The 21,534-nt window shown below is 32.4% G+C and carries 17 protein-coding genes; 8 read left to right on the top strand and 9 right to left on the bottom strand.

Features of this window, described 5'->3' with window-relative positions; genetic code table 11:
• Positions 1–668 precede the first annotated feature (668 nt).
• Positions 669–1,337 (top strand): sensor histidine kinase, encoded by a 669-nt coding sequence (locus FJV36_RS10375; protein WP_233264600.1) that lies wholly within the window; start codon positions 669–671, stop codon positions 1,335–1,337.
• Positions 1,321–1,965, top strand: coding sequence for a response regulator transcription factor (locus FJV36_RS10370; protein WP_158729737.1), 645 nt, complete (start codon positions 1,321–1,323; stop codon positions 1,963–1,965). Before FJV36_RS10375 ends, FJV36_RS10370 begins: the two co-directional genes overlap by 17 nt.
• 86 nt (positions 1,966–2,051) lie before the next feature.
• On the opposite strand, the gene FJV36_RS10365 is transcribed toward FJV36_RS10370, so the two are convergent.
• The 4 genes from FJV36_RS10365 to FJV36_RS10350 form a co-directional block, all read right to left on the bottom strand.
• A complete protein-coding gene (locus FJV36_RS10365; RefSeq protein WP_158729738.1) occupies positions 2,052–4,181 on the bottom strand; it encodes an OmpA family protein in 2,130 nt (709 codons plus the stop codon).
• 10 nt (positions 4,182–4,191) lie between these two features.
• Positions 4,192–5,127, bottom strand: coding sequence for a type IX secretion system membrane protein PorP/SprF (locus tag FJV36_RS10360; protein WP_086455216.1), 936 nt, complete (start codon positions 5,125–5,127; stop codon positions 4,192–4,194).
• A gap of 27 nt (positions 5,128–5,154) precedes the next feature.
• Entirely contained in the window at positions 5,155–7,809 is a 2,655-nt protein-coding gene (locus FJV36_RS10355; RefSeq protein WP_158729739.1) for a gliding motility-associated C-terminal domain-containing protein, read from the bottom strand.
• Between the two features lie 178 nt (positions 7,810–7,987).
• A complete protein-coding gene (locus FJV36_RS10350) occupies positions 7,988–8,542 on the bottom strand; it encodes a fasciclin domain-containing protein (RefSeq protein ID WP_158729740.1) in 555 nt (184 codons plus the stop codon).
• 199 nt (positions 8,543–8,741) lie between these two features.
• Here FJV36_RS10350 and FJV36_RS10345 point away from each other — a divergent pair, with 199 nt between their 5' ends.
• Complete coding sequence (locus FJV36_RS10345) at positions 8,742–9,260, top strand: biopolymer transporter ExbD (RefSeq protein WP_158729741.1); 519 nt, start codon at positions 8,742–8,744, stop codon at positions 9,258–9,260.
• A 327-nt stretch (positions 9,261–9,587) separates the two neighbouring features.
• Here FJV36_RS10345 and rpsA read toward each other — a convergent pair whose 3' ends face one another.
• Positions 9,588–11,366, bottom strand: a complete 1,779-nt coding sequence (rpsA, locus tag FJV36_RS10340; protein ID WP_144891072.1) for a 30S ribosomal protein S1 — start codon at positions 11,364–11,366, stop codon at positions 9,588–9,590.
• Positions 11,367–11,668: 302 nt separating this feature from the next.
• Here rpsA and FJV36_RS10335 point away from each other — a divergent pair, with 302 nt between their 5' ends.
• The gene (locus FJV36_RS10335) at positions 11,669–12,268 is read left to right on the top strand and encodes a hypothetical protein (RefSeq protein WP_158729742.1); all 600 of its coding nucleotides are present in this window, start codon (positions 11,669–11,671) and stop codon (positions 12,266–12,268) included.
• Positions 12,269–12,338: 70 nt separating this feature from the next.
• On the opposite strand, the gene FJV36_RS10330 is transcribed toward FJV36_RS10335, so the two are convergent.
• The 4 genes from FJV36_RS10330 to lon all read right to left on the bottom strand — a co-directional run bounded on the left by FJV36_RS10330 (position 12,339) and on the right by lon (position 18,354).
• Positions 12,339–13,715, bottom strand: a complete 1,377-nt coding sequence (locus FJV36_RS10330; protein ID WP_158729743.1) for a nucleoside permease — start codon at positions 13,713–13,715, stop codon at positions 12,339–12,341.
• A 77-nt stretch (positions 13,716–13,792) separates the two neighbouring features.
• On the bottom strand, positions 13,793–14,488 hold the full coding sequence (gene cmk, locus FJV36_RS10325) for a (d)CMP kinase (protein WP_158981069.1): 696 nt from the start codon (positions 14,486–14,488) through the stop codon (positions 13,793–13,795).
• Between the two features lie 33 nt (positions 14,489–14,521).
• Entirely contained in the window at positions 14,522–15,544 is a 1,023-nt protein-coding gene (gene porQ, locus FJV36_RS10320; protein ID WP_158729745.1) for a type IX secretion system protein PorQ, read from the bottom strand.
• A gap of 359 nt (positions 15,545–15,903) precedes the next feature.
• Entirely contained in the window at positions 15,904–18,354 is a 2,451-nt protein-coding gene (gene lon, locus FJV36_RS10315; RefSeq protein WP_158729746.1) for an endopeptidase La, read from the bottom strand.
• Between the two features lie 285 nt (positions 18,355–18,639).
• On the opposite strand from lon, the gene FJV36_RS10310 reads away from it, so the two are divergent.
• The 4 genes from FJV36_RS10310 to FJV36_RS10295 are packed head-to-tail and all read left to right on the top strand — an operon-like array spanning position 18,640 to position 21,524.
• Positions 18,640–19,194 (top strand): RNA polymerase sigma factor, encoded by a 555-nt coding sequence (locus FJV36_RS10310; protein ID WP_158729747.1) that lies wholly within the window; start codon positions 18,640–18,642, stop codon positions 19,192–19,194.
• Positions 19,191–19,727 carry an anti-sigma factor gene (locus tag FJV36_RS10305; protein WP_158729748.1) on the top strand — a complete coding sequence of 179 codons (537 nt, stop codon included), beginning with the start codon at positions 19,191–19,193 and terminating at the stop codon, positions 19,725–19,727. The genes FJV36_RS10310 and FJV36_RS10305 overlap by 4 nt, the downstream gene beginning before the upstream one ends.
• Positions 19,711–20,772: a hypothetical protein gene (locus FJV36_RS10300; RefSeq protein WP_158729749.1), complete on the top strand. Its 1,062-nt coding sequence runs from the start codon at positions 19,711–19,713 to the stop codon at positions 20,770–20,772. The genes FJV36_RS10305 and FJV36_RS10300 overlap by 17 nt, the downstream gene beginning before the upstream one ends.
• A gap of 17 nt (positions 20,773–20,789) precedes the next feature.
• Positions 20,790–21,524, top strand: a complete 735-nt coding sequence (locus tag FJV36_RS10295; protein ID WP_158729750.1) for a head GIN domain-containing protein — start codon at positions 20,790–20,792, stop codon at positions 21,522–21,524.
• Positions 21,525–21,534: the final 10 nt, after the last annotated feature.

The raw sequence follows: 21,534 nt of genomic DNA, 5'->3' as shown, positions 1-21,534 counted from the left end.
TTGCCTAATAATAAAGCTAAATTTATATTGTTTATAATTGTATTTTCGTTTTTAACGGAATTTATAGGCAAATACTTTACATTATGGACTGGATTAATTAATTTTTCAGTCTATAATTTTTATATGTTAGCTAGTTTCACTGCTTATATCGTATTATTATACGCGCTCTTACTTAAATTAGAATTTAAAAGAATTGCAATTTGCTTCTTAATTATCTTCTATTTATTTTACTTTTTTAACCTTTACTATTTTCAATATCATAACGATACCGTATTCACAAATAGTTTTGCACTTGGAGTAGTTTTTGTATTACTCTTATCATGTTGCTATTTTATAGAAATTTTTAATTCTAAAAAAATACTTAATTTCAAGAAATCAATTTACTTTTGGTTTATTCTTGGAATTTTGCTTTTTCACGTACCTTTTTTACCTTTTATGTTGGCTATAAAATGGTTTTTAATAAAAAATGATGAATCAATATTTAGCTTAGTGCTTTTTATATTGAATCTATTAATGAACGGCTGTTTTATCATTGGATTTTTATGGAGCGAAAAGAGATACAACTATTAATTATTTCACTTAGTATAATTTTCTTTACATTAATTGTAATACTACTGACTTTGTTCTTTTATTTTTCAAAGAAAAAGAATTCTTTTTTGATTGAACAAATGAAATCTAAGCACTACTTTCAATCTGAACTAGTAAAAACAAGGATAGAAATCAAAGATCAAACCTTGTCTGAAATTAGTAAAGAACTTCATGATAATATTGGCCAAATACTATCGGTAGCTATAATGCAATTGAACTTATTCCTGCAGGATGAAAATAAAATTGTTAAACCCAAAGAACTTAATAATCTAAAAGAAATCATTGCAAACGCGCTGGATGAAATTAGAATTTTATCGCGAATAATTAATAAAGAAAACACCTTGCAATGCAATTTCATTGAAGCAATACAATTAGATTTAGATAAGATTAAAAAATTAAAAAAAATCAAATGTATTTTAAATTGGGATGGCATTTCACCACAAATACATTTTGAACATGAATTATTTATTTACCGAATTTTTCAAGAAGCCATTCACAATAGTTTAAAACATTCACACAGTGAAACCTTTGAAATAACAATTCAAACTTCAAAAGATCATTTCCTATTAACCTTAACAGATTTCGGAATTGGATACAATACCAATGAATTATCTACCGGTTCTGGATTGAACAACATGAAACTAAGAGCTCAACTGATTGGGGCATCAGTAGATATACATTCCAATAATAATGGCACCTCAATTAAGTTAATTTATCCTTTAACCTCAAATCATGAAGACTACCAATAAAATAATTATTGTAGATGATCATCTACTCTTTTCTCAATCTTTAAAACTCTTAATAAATAGTTTTGATGATTTTGAAGTAGTTAATAGCTTTGAAAATGGCAAAGAATTTATTAATCATCTTCAAGAAAACCCTGACACCAATGTTGATCTAGTGCTTTTGGATGTAAATATGCCCATTTTAGATGGATTAAGCACCATTAAATGGATAAAGGAAAACCAACCCAACTTGAACGTTATAGCCCTCTCAGTAAACAATGACGATGAAACCATCATAAAAATGATTACCAATGGTGCAAAAGGATATTTACTAAAAGATACTAGCCCAAAAATTTTTCAAGAAGCAATCATTGCGGTAATTGAAAAAGGCTTTTATTTTACTGAGTTAGTTTCATCTATTTTGATTAATCGAATTGATAATGACAGTAAAAAAATTATTTTAAAAGAAAAGGAACTCATTTTTCTAAAACTAGCCTGCACCGAAAAAACATATAAGGAAATTGCAGAGGAAATGTTTCTAAGCCCAAAAACAATCGATGGTTATAGAGAGGTCTTATTTGAAAAACTTGAAATTAAAACTAGAATTGGCCTTGTACTTTATGCCATAAAAAATAAAATCGTTATTATTTAAAATTCTATTTTAACCGAATATATTTAATGAAAAATGCCCCAAATAGCATATCACTTTTTGGGGCATTTTCATATATAAAACCTTTTTTACAAACTCTTTATTACAAATTCACTTCTTCTGTTGAGCTCATGTTCTTCTTCAGTACAGCTTTCTTCGGGAATACATTTTATAATTTGAACTGATTCACCATATCCTTTTGCAAAAATTTGTTTTGGTAAAATTCCTTGATCTAAAAAGTAATCTCTTGTAGCCTGTGCTCTTTTTTGAGATAAGTCTTTATTAAATTTTTCATTTCCTCTATTATCCGTGTGGGAACCTATTTCTACAATCATTTCTGGATATTTTTTCATCAAAGCAACAACTTTATTCAAGATAGTTTTTGAGTCTTTTCGGATATACCATAAATTATAATCAAAATAAATAGGATCTGTTTTGATGATTAAGCGGTCTTTGTCTTTTACAACATCTTTTTCATTTGCTAAAATAGTAGCAACTTTTTCAATTTTTTTGGCTTCAGCTAATTCTTGATTTCTTTTTGCATTTATCGCTATGCTTTTAATTTTCTCAGCCTGAGCTACTTTTTCTTTTTCTTGTTGCAAAGCTAGAGCAGTGAGCTTATTTCTCTCTTCTTCCTCTAAAACAAGTTGCTGCTCTCGTTTAATTACCTCATTTGATTTAATTTGCATGGAAGCATCATTATTCTTTTTCCGCTCAGCATTAACTACTATTTTTTTGAATGCTGAAGTATAATTTTCTTTTTCTGCAGTAATTTTATAGGTGGATTTACATAACACTTCAAAACTTAATTTACCTTCGCTAGTTGTTGTGCTATTTTGTACTATTTCACCATCAGCGTTTAGTAATTGTACCAAGACATTATCTAATGGTAATTTAGTATCAATATCTGTAATAATTCCAGTTATATATTGCTTACAATCTTCAATAATCAATGGTTTCTCTTCTGTGAACGAATAAATATCATCACTGCCTTTACCTCCTAAGCGGTTTGAAGAGAAAAAACCTTCCTTTATATCTGAATTAATAAAAAAAGCAAAATCATCATATCCTGAGTTTATGGGTAACCCAACATTTTCAGCTTGCGTAGGAACTCCATTTTGTAAATTCGAAACAAATACGTCTAATGCACCATACCCTTCATGTCCATTTGATGAAAAATACAATCTATTGTCTTTTGAAACAAATGGAAATTGCTCTTTTCGAGCAGTATTAATTGTATTGCCAAGATTAACCGGTACTCCAAAAGTATCTCCGTAAATTTCTACTGAAAAAATATCAAATGAACCCAATGTTCCTGGCATATCCGAAGCAAAATACAATGTTTTTTCATCCATGCTTAATGCTGGATGTTCTGTTGAATAATTATCATTGTTAAAAGGCAACGAAATTATATTTGTCCATTTTCCGTTATGCCATGAAGCTCTAAACAACTGTAAATTGGAAACTTTATCTTTATTTTTTCCGCGTCTGCCTTTTTTATAATTATTTCTGGTGAAAAACATGGTTTTTCCATCTTTTGTAAATACAGCATTTGATTCATGCATAGCTGTGTTTATTTTATTGTCAAAACTAGTGGCTACTGAGTCAACTGCGTTTACATTGCGTAACGGAATTGCCATCAAATCAAGATATGATTCTCCATTCCATTTAAAACGTTTATCAAACATACCCATTTTAGATTTGACACCTGCAAATACAAAAGAATTACCTGTAATAAAGCCTCCAAACTCCGTATGGGGTGTATTTATTTTCAAATTTTTAATCTGGTATCTATCCCCAATAGCATTAACGTTTTCAAGAACTTGAAGGCCTTTTTGATACTTTATCAAAACATCTTTATCTGATAAGGAAGCATAATATTTTTGTAAAACTGTATAAGCTTCATCATATTTTCCAGATGCTTTTAAAGTTTGTGAGTATTTAAAATAATACTCTTCTCCAACTTCATTTCCAAAATTTGTAATTAAAAGTTTGTAGTAATACTGAGAAGTATTAAAATCATTGGTATAATAGTAGCAGTCAGCAAGGTTTTGAATTACAATTTGCGAATTATTATCTTGTATTATTGATTTATACAATGGAATTGCTTTATTGTAAAAAGTGCGTTCAAAAAGTTGGTTAGCTCTTTTTAGATTGTCGTCTTGTGCATGAAGTAATTGGATAGAAAATACCAATAGTAGCAAGTATATTTTTTTCATAATTTATGTCTTAGAAAAATCGTGGTGATTTATCATATCCTCTGCTGGATAAATCTAAATTAAACAATACAAAAATTTCATGTGTTCCAGAGTTAAACTGACCTAAATTAGAAGTATTGTAATCATAGGCGTACCCAACACGAATGCTCGGTGTTACTTTCACATTTGTCATTGCACTTATAGCATCTCCAAAACGATATGCCGCTCCAAACTCAAACTTTTCATTGTACAAAACATTGGCAGTTACATCTAGAGATATTGGCGCACCCGAAACGTATTTTGACATAACAGCTGGCTTAAATTTGAATTGTTCAGATACTTGAAATACATATCCAGCTGTTAGGAAAACATGGGTGTTTTCTCTACTAAATGAATTGGTTCCTGACCTATTTTCAAATTGTTTTGTGGCTAATAAATTTGGGGCAGATAAACCCACATAATAGTTGTCTGTAAAATAAAAGGCTCCAACACCTACATTTGGCATGATGTCATTTCTGTTTTCTGAAAAAGCATCATCTGTTCCAGGATTACCACTTTCAAATACAAAACCATCAAAATTTGTTTGCAAATTGGTAAATCCAGCTTTTACTCCAAAGGATACTTTATGATTGTTATTAAACTCTAGTAAATAAGCAAAATCTGCAAAAAAATTATTTTCTTTTTTTGCTCCGCCGCCTATATCATCTGATATTAATGAAAACCCTACTTCTACTTTTTCATTTACAGGCATGTGTGCAAATAATGTCAATGTTTTTGGTGCACCCACAGCACCCACCCACTGGGATCTATACAAGGCACCCAAATTTAAATTAGACTCTATGCCTGTAGCATATGCAGGATTTAAAACACTCATATTATACATGTATTGTGTATATTGAGGGTCTTGTTGTGCCGTTAATTTTGTTATTATCAAGAAAAGACTTGATAGTAGTATGAATTTTTTCATGTATTATTTTTTAAAAAATAAAGATTGTTATCTATTTAAATAAAGGCGTCCTTGTTTTGGTGAAATTCCGTCTTTATTAAAATGAATAACATAAAAATAAACTCCTTCAGGCGCTTTTCCGTTGCTACTTGTTTTCGCGTCTGATGAAGATCCATCCCATTTTGGCTTGTTTTTATTAGCTGTATACACGAGACTTCCGTATCTGTTGAATATTTCTAATGCATAATTGGGATAGATAAAATCAATATTCGGAATAGAAAAAGTTTCATTTACACCATCACCATTGGGTGAAAACCCATCTGGAATAAAAAATTGAGGCGTTACATTACAATTAGTTAAGGAAACCGTTACTTTTAAAGGAGTTGTTGACAAACAATTGTTTACACTTGTGGAGTCAAAACCATAATATATTCCATTATCTCGAAGTAATGTTGTGGTTGCTAATAAATTTCCACCTGTGGCAGCATCGTACCACACTACAGTTCCATTTGAGGTAACATTATTGGATAAACTTTGAATAGTAGGCAAATCTAACCCACAAAATTTTTCCCCATTTTGAAGTAGAACAGGAGTTTGCAATTCATTAATAACAACTTGAGCAAGAGCCAAACCAGATTCGCACCCTGTAGTTACGTTTACCTCTTTTACGTAATAATTTGTAGATTGTAAAACAGTTGCCGCAGGTAATACAGTAGTGCTTGTAAGCGAATTAAACCATCTATACTGAGGGCCATTAGGTACTAGACTAGCTACGGTTGCATTTTGCACTTTACAAAATTCTTGATTGCTAGTCAACGGGACATTTGGCAAGGGGTTAATCACAAAATCTTTGCTAATTGTATTCATCAAAGCAGAACATCCAGTACTAGAATCTGTAAAGGATTGTAAATTAAATACTGTAGTTCCAGTATTGGATAATAATGAATTAGGAATGGTATAAGTGGCTCTACCAGCATTAACAAGCAAAGGAACCATTTGAACTCCAGTAGTATTGGCACCAGACAAAGAGTAACTAATTGATATAGCAGTTAAATTCCCTAATCCCGAAATTTCTACAACTACTGCCTGATCTTTACAAACCGCTCTAATAGCAACTGCTAAATTACTTGTATCTGGTAGCGCTTTTATTAAAAATGAGCTAACTATTAAGGCGGTATTGGTACAGTTAGTAGCCAAGTTTGTAATTTTGTTAATAATAAAGTTAGTATTTCCCACATTAGGAAGTTGCGAAGCAGGAATCTGGAATGATGCAACTCCTGTTCGAACTGTAATGGTCATGCTTTGATTAGCAAGACTATTACTTCCAGAAAGTGTATATCCAATACTATAATCACCATCAATGAGATTCCAAGGTCCTGATATTGTAACATTAGCATTTGCTAATTGGCATATAGGATCAATTTGTATAGTAGCGTTATTAATTTGTGGAATAGCATCAATCCTTACAACCGCTGAAATAGCGGGAATAATATTAGTGCAAATTCCTAATGTAGAAGCGCTTACTATATTTAAAACAGTAATAGTATAGCTGCCTGGTCTACTAAAATTACTTGATGCAATAGGAAAAGTGAAAACATTATTGGTAAAGTTTTGCGTAGTTGAAAATACATTTGTGTTACCAGAAATTGTATATGTTACGGTATAAGTATCATTCGGGATAGCAACAACATCTCTTATTGATGCTGTAAATGATGTAGAAGCTAATTCGTTTTCACAAATTGGAGCATTAACACTTAAAGTTCCACCTGTATAATCGATTTGCTTTTCTAAAGTAATAAATAGAACAGACGTTTGATCATCACAAACATTATTGTCCGAAAAAACTGTATATGTAAATCGATACAGACCTGGACCCCGAGTATTGTATATGTTTTGAATATCAATAACAGAATCTGTATCATTTATATTATCAATTTCATCTGTACCAGTTTCTGTCCAAATACCGCCTGGATCCTCACCTGTTAGTCCATCAAAAAGATTATAATTAGTATAAGAATTTAATTCGTTTGAACATAATTTCAATTCATCAGGGATTCCAGCAATAGGAGACCGGTAAATAGTTACAAATATTTTTACCTCAGGTGGAGCAGGACAAGATCCTATTGCGGGAATTGAATAGGTGTATTCATATGTATTACCCGGGTTTAAATTTGTGGTATTAAGTGTATTATTGGTTAAACCAAGAGTAGTGGTATTCCCTACCCAAGTACCTCCTACTTGTGGTGGGAGAAAATCACCATTAAACGCTTCATATAGATTATAAGCAAATTCAGTATTACAAACTGATGAATTTGCACCAGGAACCCCTGTATATCCACCTATGCGAACCGTAACAATAGCAGTATCGCTGCAACCTGAAGTTGTTGTAACGGTATAGGAATACCTATATGTGCCACTGCGACGAATTAATTGAGCATTTAAAATTCCAGTAGTTCTATTGATCCCGCCAGATCTATCTATATCTTTCCAAATACCACCTGTTGTGTGCAAACCAAGTTGCGCATTAAGATTTATACTTTTGCTAGATATATTTGTAACATCGCATATATCCAATGCTACGTTGTCATTACCTGCAATTCCATCACACTGACTATAGGAAATATGAGCACCAGCAAAAAAAAAGATGTAAACAAGGAAGCTGATGGAAAATTTATAAGAAAAAAAATGTACTTTTCTGTTCATATTAAAAATATATTTAACCAAAACTACACTTTTTTTTCAACATTTTTTTTATAAAATATATTTTTTATAGGAAATTAAAGCAGTTTTTTATTTATACAAGGTTTTGTGAAAAATAAAATAGCCCTACACATAAGTGCGGGGCTATAAAAACTAAGCAAAAATCAACTTGAATTTAAAATTATTTTTTTGGTAACACAACAGTATCTACAACATGAATCACACCATTTGATTGGTTCACATCCGCAATCGTTACTTTTGATTGGCCACCATTTTCATCTGTAATGTAAAGATCTTTACCTTTCATCCAAGCTGTTAATGTTCCGCCACTTACTGTTTTTAATGTAGCTTTTCCATTTCCTGCTTTAATTGCTTTTGCAATATCTGCAGCATTCATTTTCCCTGCAACTACATGGTAAGTTAAGATAGTTTGCAATGTTTGTAAATTTTCTGGTTTTAATAAAGTATCAACTGTACCTGCTGGCAACTTATCAAACGCTGCATTTGTTGGGGCAAAAACGGTGAATGGTCCTTTACTTTGTAATGTTTCTACTAGTCTGGCTGCTTGTACTGCTGCAACTAGCGTGGTATGCTCTTTTGAGTTTACAGCATTTTCAACTATGTTTTTTGAAGGATACATGGCAGCTCCACCTACCATTACTGTTTTTTGAGCGAAAGAAGTTGCTCCAAATACTAATGCCATAAAAGCAACTGATAAAAATTTTCTAGTTTTCATAATATTTATTTTTTTAAAGTTATATAAATTCATTTACGCACCTTTTGTAAATATGGTTTTAAGTAAACAGCAAAGAAAAGTAAATAAAAACCATAAATATTTGATTACCAATATATTAATAAATATACATATAAATAAATTAGCACTTTTTTAACAACTGTAAACTATTTTTACTATCTTAGGATATAAACTTTATGCTATGAAAAACCTACCTGAAAAAATTAGAAGCAAAAAATTAGAAGCAAGAGTAGATCTAACCGCCATGGTTAGCGTGTCTTTCCTTTTGATAGTGTTTTTTATGGTCACTATTAATTTGGCAAAGCCTAATGAAATACGACTAGATTTACCATATCATGATGAGTCAACTTGTGGAAAAATCTCATGTATTAGTGAATACAGAATAATTACAATGCTATTAGATGACAACGACAAGTTAATAAGCTATCATGGGCTTTTATCTTACCCTACTGAAAAACCCAAAACGTTATCTTACGGCGAAAATGGAATTCGTCAAGAGCTCCACAATAAAAAGAAATCAATTCAAGAGTTTTATGGTGATACTTCAAGAGGACCAGTTGTAATCATAAAACCCAGCTCAAAATGCAATTATAAAAATCTAATTGATATATTAGATGAAATGGCAATAGCTAACATTGATACTTACAGTATCATTAACGAGTTCACTCCAGAAGAATCTCAATTATTGGCAGCTAACTAGAATATAGCTTATTAGAGATTTACTCATAAAAAATAAAACACGAATTTCACAAATTCACACGAATAAGATTCAATAAAATCCGCGGTGAGAAAAAGTTGAACGATGCATAATTAAAAAACTAAAATGATTAGTAAAGAATATCCACTAAAAACTAATTCCCTAGCCCTGATAGCAGCGTAAATCCTTTTTTATAGTGTGCAGCCTTTTGAGGGCTGTACGCTATAAAAAAGATTGCAGCGAATAGCAGGACAAAGCTCCTAGAAAATACAACCACAAAAAAAAGTCCCACATTGCTGTGGGACTTTCTATATTCAAAAAATCAAGAAATTACTTTTTCTCTGATTTTTCCATTTTAGCTTTCAATGCAGCTAACATATCATTATTATCTCCTAAAGTTGCAGCAGGTGCATTTGTAGAAGAGTTAGATGATGTGTTTTCTGAAGCTGATTTCACATTTTTCTCTTCTTCTTCACGGAAGATAGCAGTGTGAGATGCAACTACTCTTTTGAATTCTTTGTTGAATTCGATTACTTTGAAATCAGCAGTATCGCCTTTTTTCAATTTCTTTCCGTCTTCTTTTTCAAGGTGACGAGTTGGAATGAAAGCAACGATATCATCTCCGAATTCTACAGTAGCTCCTTTGTCAACAATTTCAGAAATTTCACCATTGTGGATAGTTCCTACAGCGAAAGAATCTTCATACTGATCCCAAGGATTAGCAGTAGTTTGTTTGTGACCTAAAGATAATTTACGTCCATCAACATCCAACTCTAATACTACAACGTCAAGTTTTTCACCAACGTTTACGAATTCAGATGGGTGTTTGATTTTCTTAGTCCAAGATAAGTCAGAGATGTAGATTAATCCATCAATTCCTTCTTCTAATTCTACGAAAATTCCAAAGTTTGTAAAGTTTCTAACGATACCTGTGTGCTTAGAACCTACTGGGTATTTAGCAGTGATATCAGTCCAAGGATCTTGAGACAATTGTTTGATACCTAATGACATTTTACGGTCATCTCTATCTAAAGTTAAGATAACAGCTTCAACAACATCACCAACTTTTACGAAATCTTGAGCTGAACGCAAGTGCGTAGACCAAGACATTTCAGAAACGTGGATTAAACCTTCAACACCTTCAGCAACTTCGATAAATGCACCGTAATCAGCGATTACAACTACTTTACCGTTTACTTTATCACCAATTTTCAAATCAGCATTTAAAGCATCCCATGGGTGAGCGTTTAATTGTTTCAATCCTAATTGAATTCTTGTTTTCTCATCATCGAAATCAAGGATTACAACGTTCAATTTTTGATCTAATTCAAGAACTTCAGATGGGTGGTTGATTCTAGACCAAGAAAGGTCAGTAATGTGAATCAATCCATCAACTCCACCTAAGTCAATAAACACACCATAAGAAGTAATGTTTTTAACAACACCTTCTAATACTTGTCCTTTTTGTAATTGACCAATGATTTCTTTTTTCTGGATTTCAATATCCGCTTCAATAAGCGCTTTGTGAGATACAACTACGTTTTTAAATTCGTGGTTAATTTTCACAACTTTGAACTCCATCATTTTGTTTACGTATACATCGTAATCTCTAATTGGCTTAACATCAATTTGAGATCCTGGTAAGAACGCTTCAATTCCGAAAACGTCAACGATCATACCACCTTTAGTTCTGCATTTAACAAAACCATTAACGATTTCACCTGTTTCGTTAGCCGAAATAACTCTATCCCAAGATTTGATAGTACGTGCTTTACGGTGAGATAATACTAATTGACCTGTTTTATCCTCACGGATATCAATTAATACCTCAACAGTATCACCTACTTTTAATGCTGGGTTGTAACGGAATTCATTCAATGAAATTACACCTTCAGATTTAGCGTTGATATCAACGATAACGTCTCTATCTGTAATTCTTACAACTGTACCTTCTACAACTTCCTCTTGATCAGTTGCAATAAAAGTTTTAGAAACTAATTCTTCAAACTCTAATAAGTTTTTTTCATCAACAGCATCAATACCTTCTTCGAAATTGTGCCAGTTAAAATTTGCTAAAAACTCTTCTTGTGATTTTACTTGTTCAGACATGCTGATTAAAAATTTGTATTCTGTATTTTCTCGAGTTTCATAATGTGATAGAAAACAGCAGAAGTTGTTTGTATATTTTATATAACCCTAAAGGAAACTCTTATTCACCTTAAGGACTGCAAAAGTAATACATTAATTTTGAATACCAAAATTTTAAACACGAGATAATTGTTTGAAAATCAGGAGCGAAATACTGAGCTGTACCGGTTGGTATTGTTCAAGATAGGAATGTAATACGATGTAATCCTCTTTATCAGTTCAATTTCTTACTAATTACATATATTTGTAAGAAAAAAACGTTTATGTACAATTCATTTCAAATTTTTATACCTGATAAAAACAAACTGACAATCAACACTAATATAGCTTTTTATATCCCTTTGGCATTTTTTGTAACCTTGTTTTTGAATATACGAGTACAACCCTACCATGGTATTTTTTCCTTCATATTAATAATTTTCGCTATAATTTACTTCTATTTAGGTATAACAAGAACAGACAGAATCAAGCCAATCAAAGGCAAATTAGAGGGATTCATTCTTTTTGAAAAAGAATACCTTGTGGCAAACAATACTAAAATTGATTTGTCAGAAATTCAATCAGTTCAAATATCTGTTGGGGATTTTATTGGTGAAATATATTACAAGAGTAATCTTGATCGTTTAGATTTACAACCACTAGCTTCAAACGGTACAAATAATTGGATTGAATATTGTTTACAAAATGGTGTCAAAAATAAAATCTTTTTCAGACAAGAATATGAGGCGCAACATGAATCAATATACCCTTTTTTACGAACTTTAATTCAAAGAAAGATAATAACACTACCTGAAGTTTTGAAAATTCTGGATTTCGAAAGTGAATATAATCTGCAATCCTTTAAAGACTCCTTAAAGGAATAATTGATTTGAAATTATAAAAAAAACCCGAGAACAATTCTTTGATCTCGGGTTTTTTATATTGATATACTATTTAATGACTTACGTTTTCTACATCCAAAGGATTGTGCTTGTGCTTAAACAAAACCGCAAAAGCTATTGCAATTGCTAGCGCGTACAAAGCAAAAGATAGCCAAATTGTGTGCCAATCTTTCATAAGTATAACCGAATCAAAAAGGCCGTCTGTACCGATAGTTTTACCTTGACTTGTAACAAACTCTGCCATTTTTGCATTAGTAGGTTCCGTTTGCAAGAAAGCTGCTAAATCGCCAGTTCCCGCAAATGATTTCGTAAAAAATTTATCAATTGCCCAACCAGAGGTAAAACTACCTAAAACCGCTCCTACTCCATTGGTCATCATCATAAACAATCCTTGAGCTGACGATCTGTTTTTGGTATCTGTATTTGTTTCAACAAATAAGGATCCTGATATATTAAAAAAGTCAAACGCCATTCCATACACTATACATGACATAATAATCATCCATAAACCACTTGTAGGGTTTCCGAAAGCAAACAACCCAAAACGCAATACCCAAGCGAGCATACTGATTAACATGACTTGCTTAATTCCAAAACGTTTCAAGAAAAACGGAATTGCTAAAATAAACAAAGTCTCTGAAATTTGAGAAATCGACATGATAATTGTAGAGTATTCTACTACAAATGAATCGGCGTATTTAGGAAAATGCTTGAACTCATCCAAGAAAACATCTCCGTAAGCATTTGTTAATTGTAATGCTCCTCCTAAAAACATGGAGAAAACGAAGAACAACGCCATTTTATAATCAGCAAACAATTTAAAGGACTCCAATCCTAAAGTCTCCATCAAAGAAGCATTTTCTTTTGACAATCGTTGTGGTTTACATGGTGGCAAAGTAAATGCATACAAACCAAGTGCTACAGCTGCCAATCCCGCAATATAGAATTGATATTCAGTTGCTTTATTGCCTGTTAAATTAGTAATCCACATAGCTGCTATAAAACCAACTGTTCCCCAAACTCTTATAGGTGGAAAATTCTTAATGACATCCTTATTGTTTAATTTAAGCGCGTTGTAAGAGATTGAATTACTCAATGCAATAGTTGGCATATAAAAGCACATAGCCAAAAGCATGATGTAAATAAAATTTTCAGGTGTTGTAACTTGAGGAATGTAAAACAATACTGCTGCATAAAATATATGTAACACTCCGTACAACTTTTCAGCATTGATCCATCGGTCTGCCAATATACCAGTTAGAGTTGGCATAAATAATGACGCTATTCCCATGGTGCTAAAAACCAATCCAAACTGGGTTCCTTCCCAACTTTTTGTACCAAACCAATAATTTGCAATTGTAATCAACCAAGCTCCCCAAACAAAAAACTGGAGAAAACTCATTATGATCAATCTATTTTTAATTCCCATGAGATGAATTGTTTTTTTTTTACTTTAAAAAATTTACAAGGCGTAAATCTACCATTAAAAATGATATCTGCAAATAATTATATCGTTTTAGTGATATCGTTGACCATTTCTAAAACTTGAGCAAATTGTTCCTCACGACTCAAATGTGAATTATCATTTTCAATTGCATCTTCAGCCATCACTAAGGGTGAATCTTCGCGATGGGTATCTATGTAATCTCTTTCTTCTACATTTTTTAGGACTTCATCATATGTTACTGCATCACCTTTAGCTATTAACTCATCATATCGCCTTTGTGCTCTCGTGCTGGCGCTTGCTGTCATGAATATTTTAAGCTCGGCATCAGGAAATACCACAGTACCAATGTCTCGTCCATCCATAACAATAGCCTTGTTCTTGCCCATTTCTTTTTGTTGTTCAACTAATTTAGCTCGAACTTGCGAAACCTCTGCAACCTTGCTCACAAAACGCGATACTTCAATGGTTCGAATTTCGGTTTCAACATTGAAATCGTTCAAAAAAACCTCTGCAAATCCTAACTCCGCATTAAATTCAAAATGCAGTCTTATTGCAGGCAAACTAGCAATTAAAGAGGTACTATCAAAAGCATCTGTATTGATGTACCCTTGCTTCATAGCAAAAAAAGTTACTGCACGATACATTGCTCCTGTGTCTACATAAATATATCCTAAATGTTTCGCTAATTGTTTTGCTAGCGTACTTTTTCCCGTTGATGAAAATCCATCTATTGCAATGGTAATTTTTTTTGTCAAAATATAAAATTTAAGGTAATTGAAATGAATAAACTATTCTTGAAAATTTATGGTTAGCCCAAAAAGACTTGTGTTTCCAGCAGGCGTATATCTGGAATAGGAATAATTGAACTTGAGTTTATTTAATTTGAGTCCAAAGCCAAAAGAAAGTCCAGAAAAATTACGTTGTTCCAGAATGCGTAATTCCTCGGCTCGCCTAAAATTGTAACCCAAACGCAAGTTAAATCCTCTTTTTGGGAACAACTCTACTCCAGCAATTACATGCCTCAAAGCATTATTTAAGAAAGATACTTTTTCAGGAGTTGTTGTTCCATCAAATGATTGTTCTGATCGCGCTGGATTAGCAAAAGCAATATTCCATTGTTGTAAATTCTCTAATGTTAAATGCCATCGAATAGGAACATTTTCTAACTCTTGCGACACTCCTACTAAAACCTCCAAAGGTAACTTTTCTCGAACACCATTGTAAGTTGAAAATTGAGTACCTAGATTCCGTATGACCAACGCCCAATTGACATCGTTCCGTTCATCAATATATAAAGCACCAATGTCTAATGCTCCTCCAAAAGAATGATAGGTTTCTAGACTAGACGAAATCAACTTGGCACTAGCTCCAATGTGCAAATCGGTATAAGGAACATTGTATGCATACCCCATAGATAAGGATACTTCGCTACCTGAAAAGGCAGATGTGGCTTGACCATTTTCGTCATAGCCCTCAAAACTACCATAATTAATATAATTCACACCGGCTTGAAACGTTTGCAGGTGTCTGTCATAGGTGTACGCATACGAAGCAGTTCCGTACGTAAGCGCACCATAGTAATTTCCGTAATTCAGTGCTAAATGATTATCCATCTCGGCATTGATTGTGGCTGGATTAAAATGAGCCTGATTCACATCATTATCATATATAGTCAAAACCTTACCTCCTAATGCCGCTTGCCTTGGAGAAGCAACGAGATTTAAAAACTGATATATTGTTTTACCGCCTATCTGACCGATTGATGCGGTACCGTAGAGTAATAAAGTGAATATCAATATTTTTTTAAACATGTTGCAAAAGCGCCAAAAGTATACAATGATAACGCCAGTGCGAAGATATTATTTTTTAGAAAAAGAAAAGTTTAAAAAGGGACAATTCGGTCTTTAAAATCAATAGTTCAGTTTAAAACCTTTTTGAATCATTTGGTTTACATCCAGTTTTGACAAAGAATTCAACCCTATAAATAAAAAAGAACTTAAGCTATATGAAGGCGACCAATTGAAATAACTATAATTATTCCCAACTATTTTCATACGAAAAGTAAACGCACTATTGCAATAACGATATCCCATTTATAAAAAAATCCAAATTCTTGAGCTGAAAAACAGTTTAGGAATTTGGATTTCTATTGATTTCGAAAACGACTTATTTACAAAGTTTTTGCGTTTTTTACTTTTTGTTCTGTAAGTGCAAATTCCAATACTTCGCTCATTTCCTTTACATAATGAAAAGTTAGTCCTTCAAGATATTCTGGTTTGATCTCGTCAATATCATTTTTATTTTCATGACATAAGATGATTTCTTTAATATTTGCTCTTTTAGCAGCAAGAATTTTTTCTTTGATTCCGCCTACAGGCAATACTTTACCACGCAAAGTAATTTCGCCAGTCATGGCTAAGTTCTTCTTGATACGTTTTTGAGTAAACAAAGAAACTAATGACGTCAACATAGCAATACCTGCACTTGGTCCATCCTTTGGCGTAGCTCCTTCAGGAACGTGCAAATGAATGTTGTATTTAGAAAGCATATCCGATTCTAATCCTAAAAGTTTGGTATTGGCCTTAATGTATTCCAAAGCAATTGTAGCCGATTCTTTCATGACAGTACCTAGATTACCAGTAATAGTCATGGTACCTTTCCCTGGAGAAAGTAAAGATTCGATAAACAAAATATCACCACCAACTGAAGTCCACGCTAATCCAGTAACTACACCCGCTACATCATTATTCTCATATTTATCGCGTTCTAAACGCGCAACACCAAGTGTTTTTACAAGATCTTCATCGGTTACTTTTTTATTATATTCTTCCTCCATTGCAACTGACTTGGCTGCATTTCGAATCACTTGCGCAATTTTACCCTCAAGTCCACGCACGCCCGATTCTCTGGTATAGCCTTCCACAATTTTTTCCAATTGTTTTTTACCAATAGTCAAATCTTTAGTAGTTAAACCATGTTCTTTTAATTGTCTAGGAAATAAATGCTGACGCGCAATTTCTACCTTTTCTTCAATGGTATAGCCAGACATTTTGATGATTTCCATTCTGTCTCGCAAAGCAGGCTGAATGGCTGCCATATTATTTGACGTTGCAATAAACATTACTTTTGAAAGATCATAGCCCATTTCTAGGAAATTATCATAAAAAGAATTGTTTTGCTCCGGATCTAAAACTTCAAGCAATGCTGATGATGGATCACCTTGATGACTGTTTGACAATTTATCAATTTCATCTAAAACAAAAACTGGATTTGATGTACCCGCTTTTTTCAAACTTTGAATGATTCGGCCTGGCATAGCGCCAATATACGTTTTTCGGTGACCACGAATTTCAGATTCATCACGCAAACCACCCAATGAAATTCGCACATACTCTCTACCCAACGCTTCTGCAATAGAACGCCCAATAGAAGTTTTACCAACACCCGGAGGTCCTGTCAAACAAATGATTGGCGATTTCATATCATTACGCAATTTCAACACAGCAAGATGTTCTATCATTCGTTTTTTCACATCTTCGAGTCCAAAATGGTCTCTATCTAAGATTTTTTGAGCGCGTTTTAAATCAAAAATATCTTTGGAGTATTCGTTCCAAGGCAAATCTAGAAACAACTCTAAGTAATTTCTTTGAATACCAAAATCAGGTGCCTGAGGATTCATTCGGCGCATTTTAGAAAGTTCTTTTTCAAAATGCTTTTTGGTTTTATCGTCCCATTTTTTGGTTAAGGATTTTTGCAGCATCTCGTCCATTTCTTCCTCTTGCGAAACGCCACCCAATTCTTCTTGAATGGTTTTCATCTGCTGATGCAAGAAATATTCTCGTTGTTGCTGATCTAAATCAAAACGAACTTTAGACTGAATATCATTTTTTAATTCGAGTTTTTGCAACTCTATATTCATGTAACGCAAAGTTTCTAATGCTCTTCCTTTCAGTTCATTGATAGCCAGTAAATCTTGCTTTTCTTTAACTAATAAATTCATGTTTGAAGTCACGAAATTGATTAAAAAAGATTGACTCTCTATGTTTTTTATTGCAAAAGTTGCTTCGCTAGGAATATTAGGACTTTCTTTGATAATTTGAATCGCTAGTTCTTTTATGGAATCAAGAATGGCTAAGAATTCCGTATCATTTTTCTTCGGACGTTTTTCTGGAACTTCTTTGATTTTGGCGGTTAAATACGGTTCCTCTGAAACTACCGAATCAATTTCGAAACGTTTTTTACCTTGTAAAATAACAGTCACATTGCCATCCGGCATTTTTAAAACGCGTAAAATTCGAGCAACAGTACCTATTTTATGAATATCATCCTTGGTTGGATCTTCATCTTCCTCGTTAATTTGAGCCACTACTCCTATGGTTTTACCCGCAGCATTAGCATCATTTATCAATTTTATAGATTTATCTCTACCGGCTGTAATAGGAATTACAACTCCTGGAAATAAAACCATGTTTCGTAAAGGTAAAATGGATAGTAATTCAGGCAAAGCTTCATTATTCATTTCTTCTTCGTCCTCTGGAGTCAATAATGGAATTAAATCTGCTTCTGAATCAAATTCTTGAAGTGACAAATTGTCAATGGTAAGTATTTTATGATTTGACATATATTTAATTAAGTCTTTTTGTCATTAAAAAAAGTTTTTGGATCACAAATATAGGATTTCAGAATCGTCTTTATTGAAAAAAACAAGGATTAATCTTTATTAAATGACCATAAAGTAAAAGTCTCAATCTTTATGCCAAAAGAAATGAATCAAATGCTAATTATCTTATAAATAAGATTCATAAAAACAAATGGTTTGCGGTAAATCAATATCTTTAAAATTTATTTTTATACAAAGTGTAACATTTGCACCATCGCCAAGTCTTTATTAAAACGAAAACATTATTTGAACATTAACCAATGTAATATCGAGGAGCTGATTGTATTGTGCAAGCAAAACAATCAAAAAGCACAATACGAAGTATACAATCGTTATGCTTCTGCTATGTATAATGTAGCTATAAGAATTGTAAAAGACAGTCATTATGCTGAGGATGTTATGCAAGAAAGTATTTTGAAAGCATTTTCAAAACTAGAACATTACAAACAAGAAGTTTCATTTGGCGCTTGGTTAAAAAGAATTGTGGTCAACCAAAGCATTGATTTTTATAAAAAAAATAATCAGTTTAAGGCGGAAGATTTTGAGGTGACTTTACATAAAATTGAAGATGTAGATTCGGATTTCTCAATTGATAGTGACTTTACTAATTTAAAAGTCAAACAAATTTTAGAAACCATAGCAACTTTAAAATACAACTATCAGATGGTTTTGACATTATTTTATATTGAAGGATATGACCAAGAAGAGATTAGTGAAATACTTAATATTAGCTACGTAAATTGCAGAACAACCTTGAGCCGAGCAAAAGACAGTTTGAGAAAAAAATTAGAGGAAATATGAAAAGGAAAGAAGACCCCATAGACGAACTCTTTAGTAAACACCAATTTCAATGGGACATTGAGAATTTAGATGCAAATCATGAAGTGCGTTTTAAAGAAAAATTAAGTCAAAAGAAATTTAATTGGAGATTCATAGTAAGTATTGGCATTGCAGCGTCAATAGCAATATTTCTATTTACAACTATTGGTGATACAGCTTATAAGAAACCCTCGGAATTACAATATGCATCAAAAGAAACCATTCAAACCGATTCTATTTTTACAGTTCTAATTGAAAGAGAATTAGAAAAAATTAACGAAAAAAAATCTCCTGAGAACAAAAAAATCATAGTGGATGCTTTAAGTCAAATGAAAATTCTAGATGCTGATTATGATAAAATTATTCAGGAATTAGAAGCCAATGGCGAGAGTAAGCAGATTATCTATGCCATGATTAGCAACTTACAAACTAGGATTTCTTTTTTACAAAAAGTATTAGAACATCTTGAAATTAATGAACAAAAAAAAGTACTTCCTGATGAAAAAACGATGTAACCTATTATTCATATTGCTCTTTATACCATTTTTGTCGCAGGCCACGAATATAGATTTTGTGCATTCGAAACAAAAAAACATCAAAAAGGCCTATTATGTCAATCCTGATGCCATACTTGCGGTAGACAATTCTTATGGCGCACTTGTAGTAACAACTTGGGACGAAGATAAAATAGAACTGGACATCCAAATAAAAGTTAGTGGCAACAATGAAGATTGGGTAAACCAAAGAATCGATGCTATAACAATTGAAATCCAAGCATTAAAGGGATTAGTTGCTGCAAAAACAATTTTGGGAAATTCAAATTTTAAAAGTCCCGGAAAAAAAAATAGTTTTGAAATAAATTACATACTTAAAATTCCTAGAAACGGCAGTATAAAATTGAATAACAAGTATGGAAATATCACTACAACAGATATTGATGCAAATGCGGAAATAAAATGCAAATATGGGAAAATTACGACTGGAAAATTACAAGGAAATAGTGAGGTAAGTATAGAATATTGCTCTAATTCTAGCGTAGAATTCATAAAAAACGGACAAATAAACGCCCGATATTCAAGTATTAAAATTAATGAGGTTGCCAAACTACAATTGTCTTCTGACTATACTGATATTGAAATTCAAACTGCTGATGTGATTGCTTATAAAAGTGATTATGGCAAAATTAAACTTGCAAAAATAAGAAACCTAGAAGCAAGCGGAGATTATCTCACAATTCAAATAGGAGACGTCATGGGAACTATGTCTATGAACACAAAATACAGTTCCCTGAACATTACTTCCATTAATTCGAAAGCGAAATCCGTTTTTATTACATCCTCTTATACTGGGATTTCTATTGGATATCATCCTAGTTATTATTTTGACTTGAACGCTGTTTTAAAATACGCTAATTTAAAATACGATAGTTCTCTTGAAATGGATAGTAAAGAGGACGCCATGCAAACAAAAAAATACACTGGTTTTCATAAAAGAAAAGGCATGAACAATCTGAATATTAATTCTAATTATGGAAACGTTATACTAACACAAAACCAATAAACTTAACTAAATTAATTATGAAAAAATCACTTTTATTACTTGCAGGTTGCGCTTTATTATCAACAAATTTAGCCTTTGCTCAGTGGTCTAGCAAAAGTAAAATTCAAGGAAATGGAAACATAGTTTCTGAAAAAAGAACCACAACAAATTATGATGCCATTGCTGTATCTGGTTTCTTTGATGTAGAACTGGTTTCAGGAAAAGAAGGAGACATTACTGTTAAAGGAGAGGAAAATTTAATTCCTTTCTTAAAAATTGAAGTTGTAAACAATGTGCTTAAAATTAGTTCCGAAAAAAATAAATACTTCAGCACGAGTCAAGGCAAACAAATTTTGATTTCGGTTCCCTTTGAGGAAATCAACAAAATAAGTTTGACTGGATCTGGTGATGTTAATACAAAAAAAACGATCAATAGTAATTCGTTATCAGTGCAGTTAACTGGTTCTGGAGATATTAACTTAGAAGTAGCATCAAATTCAGTTGCAATAGATGTAACAGGATCCGGAGATGTCACTATTTCAGGAACTACAGCGGAACTAAATACAGCTCTAAACGGTTCTGGAGATATAGATACTTCAAAACTGAAGGCTAAAAACGTTCATACTGCCGTATCAGGTTCAGGAGATACTACTGTTTTTTGTTCTGATAACTTACACGCTAGAGTTTCGGGTTCGGGTGACATTCAATACAAAGGTGATCCAAAGAAAAAAGACACCAAAGTAAGTGGATCAGGAAGTATATCGAAATCCTAAAAAACCTATT

It is taken from the genome of Flavobacterium sp. I-STPP5a, from assembly GCF_009764685.1.
Classification (GTDB): Bacteria; Bacteroidota; Bacteroidia; order Flavobacteriales; family Flavobacteriaceae; genus Flavobacterium.
This window is presented reverse-complemented; position numbering and strand designations above follow the sequence as displayed.

Excerpts from the sequence above, each read along its gene's own strand:
- FJV36_RS10330 (WP_158729743.1), bottom strand. The coding sequence starts at position 13,715 with ATGGGAATTAAAAATAGATTGATCATAATGAGTTTTCTCCAGTTTTTT.
- FJV36_RS10350 (WP_158729740.1), bottom strand. The coding sequence starts at position 8,542 with ATGAAAACTAGAAAATTTTTATCAGTTGCTTTTATGGCATTAGTATTT.
- FJV36_RS10300 (WP_158729749.1), top strand. The coding sequence starts at position 19,711 with ATGAAAAAACGATGTAACCTATTATTCATATTGCTCTTTATACCATTT.
- FJV36_RS10345 (WP_158729741.1), top strand. The coding sequence starts at position 8,742 with ATGAAAAACCTACCTGAAAAAATTAGAAGCAAAAAATTAGAAGCAAGA.
- FJV36_RS10370 (WP_158729737.1), top strand. The coding sequence starts at position 1,321 with ATGAAGACTACCAATAAAATAATTATTGTAGATGATCATCTACTCTTT.
- porQ (WP_158729745.1), bottom strand. The coding sequence starts at position 15,544 with ATGTTTAAAAAAATATTGATATTCACTTTATTACTCTACGGTACCGCA.
- rpsA (WP_144891072.1), bottom strand. The coding sequence starts at position 11,366 with ATGTCTGAACAAGTAAAATCACAAGAAGAGTTTTTAGCAAATTTTAAC.
- FJV36_RS10335 (WP_158729742.1), top strand. The coding sequence starts at position 11,669 with ATGTACAATTCATTTCAAATTTTTATACCTGATAAAAACAAACTGACA.
- FJV36_RS10355 (WP_158729739.1), bottom strand. The coding sequence starts at position 7,809 with ATGAACAGAAAAGTACATTTTTTTTCTTATAAATTTTCCATCAGCTTC.
- FJV36_RS10365 (WP_158729738.1), bottom strand. The coding sequence starts at position 4,181 with ATGAAAAAAATATACTTGCTACTATTGGTATTTTCTATCCAATTACTT.
- FJV36_RS10295 (WP_158729750.1), top strand. The coding sequence starts at position 20,790 with ATGAAAAAATCACTTTTATTACTTGCAGGTTGCGCTTTATTATCAACA.
- FJV36_RS10360 (WP_086455216.1), bottom strand. The coding sequence starts at position 5,127 with ATGAAAAAATTCATACTACTATCAAGTCTTTTCTTGATAATAACAAAA.
- lon (WP_158729746.1), bottom strand. The coding sequence starts at position 18,354 with ATGTCAAATCATAAAATACTTACCATTGACAATTTGTCACTTCAAGAA.
- FJV36_RS10375 (WP_233264600.1), top strand. The coding sequence starts at position 669 with ATGAAATCTAAGCACTACTTTCAATCTGAACTAGTAAAAACAAGGATA.
- FJV36_RS10305 (WP_158729748.1), top strand. The coding sequence starts at position 19,191 with ATGAAAAGGAAAGAAGACCCCATAGACGAACTCTTTAGTAAACACCAA.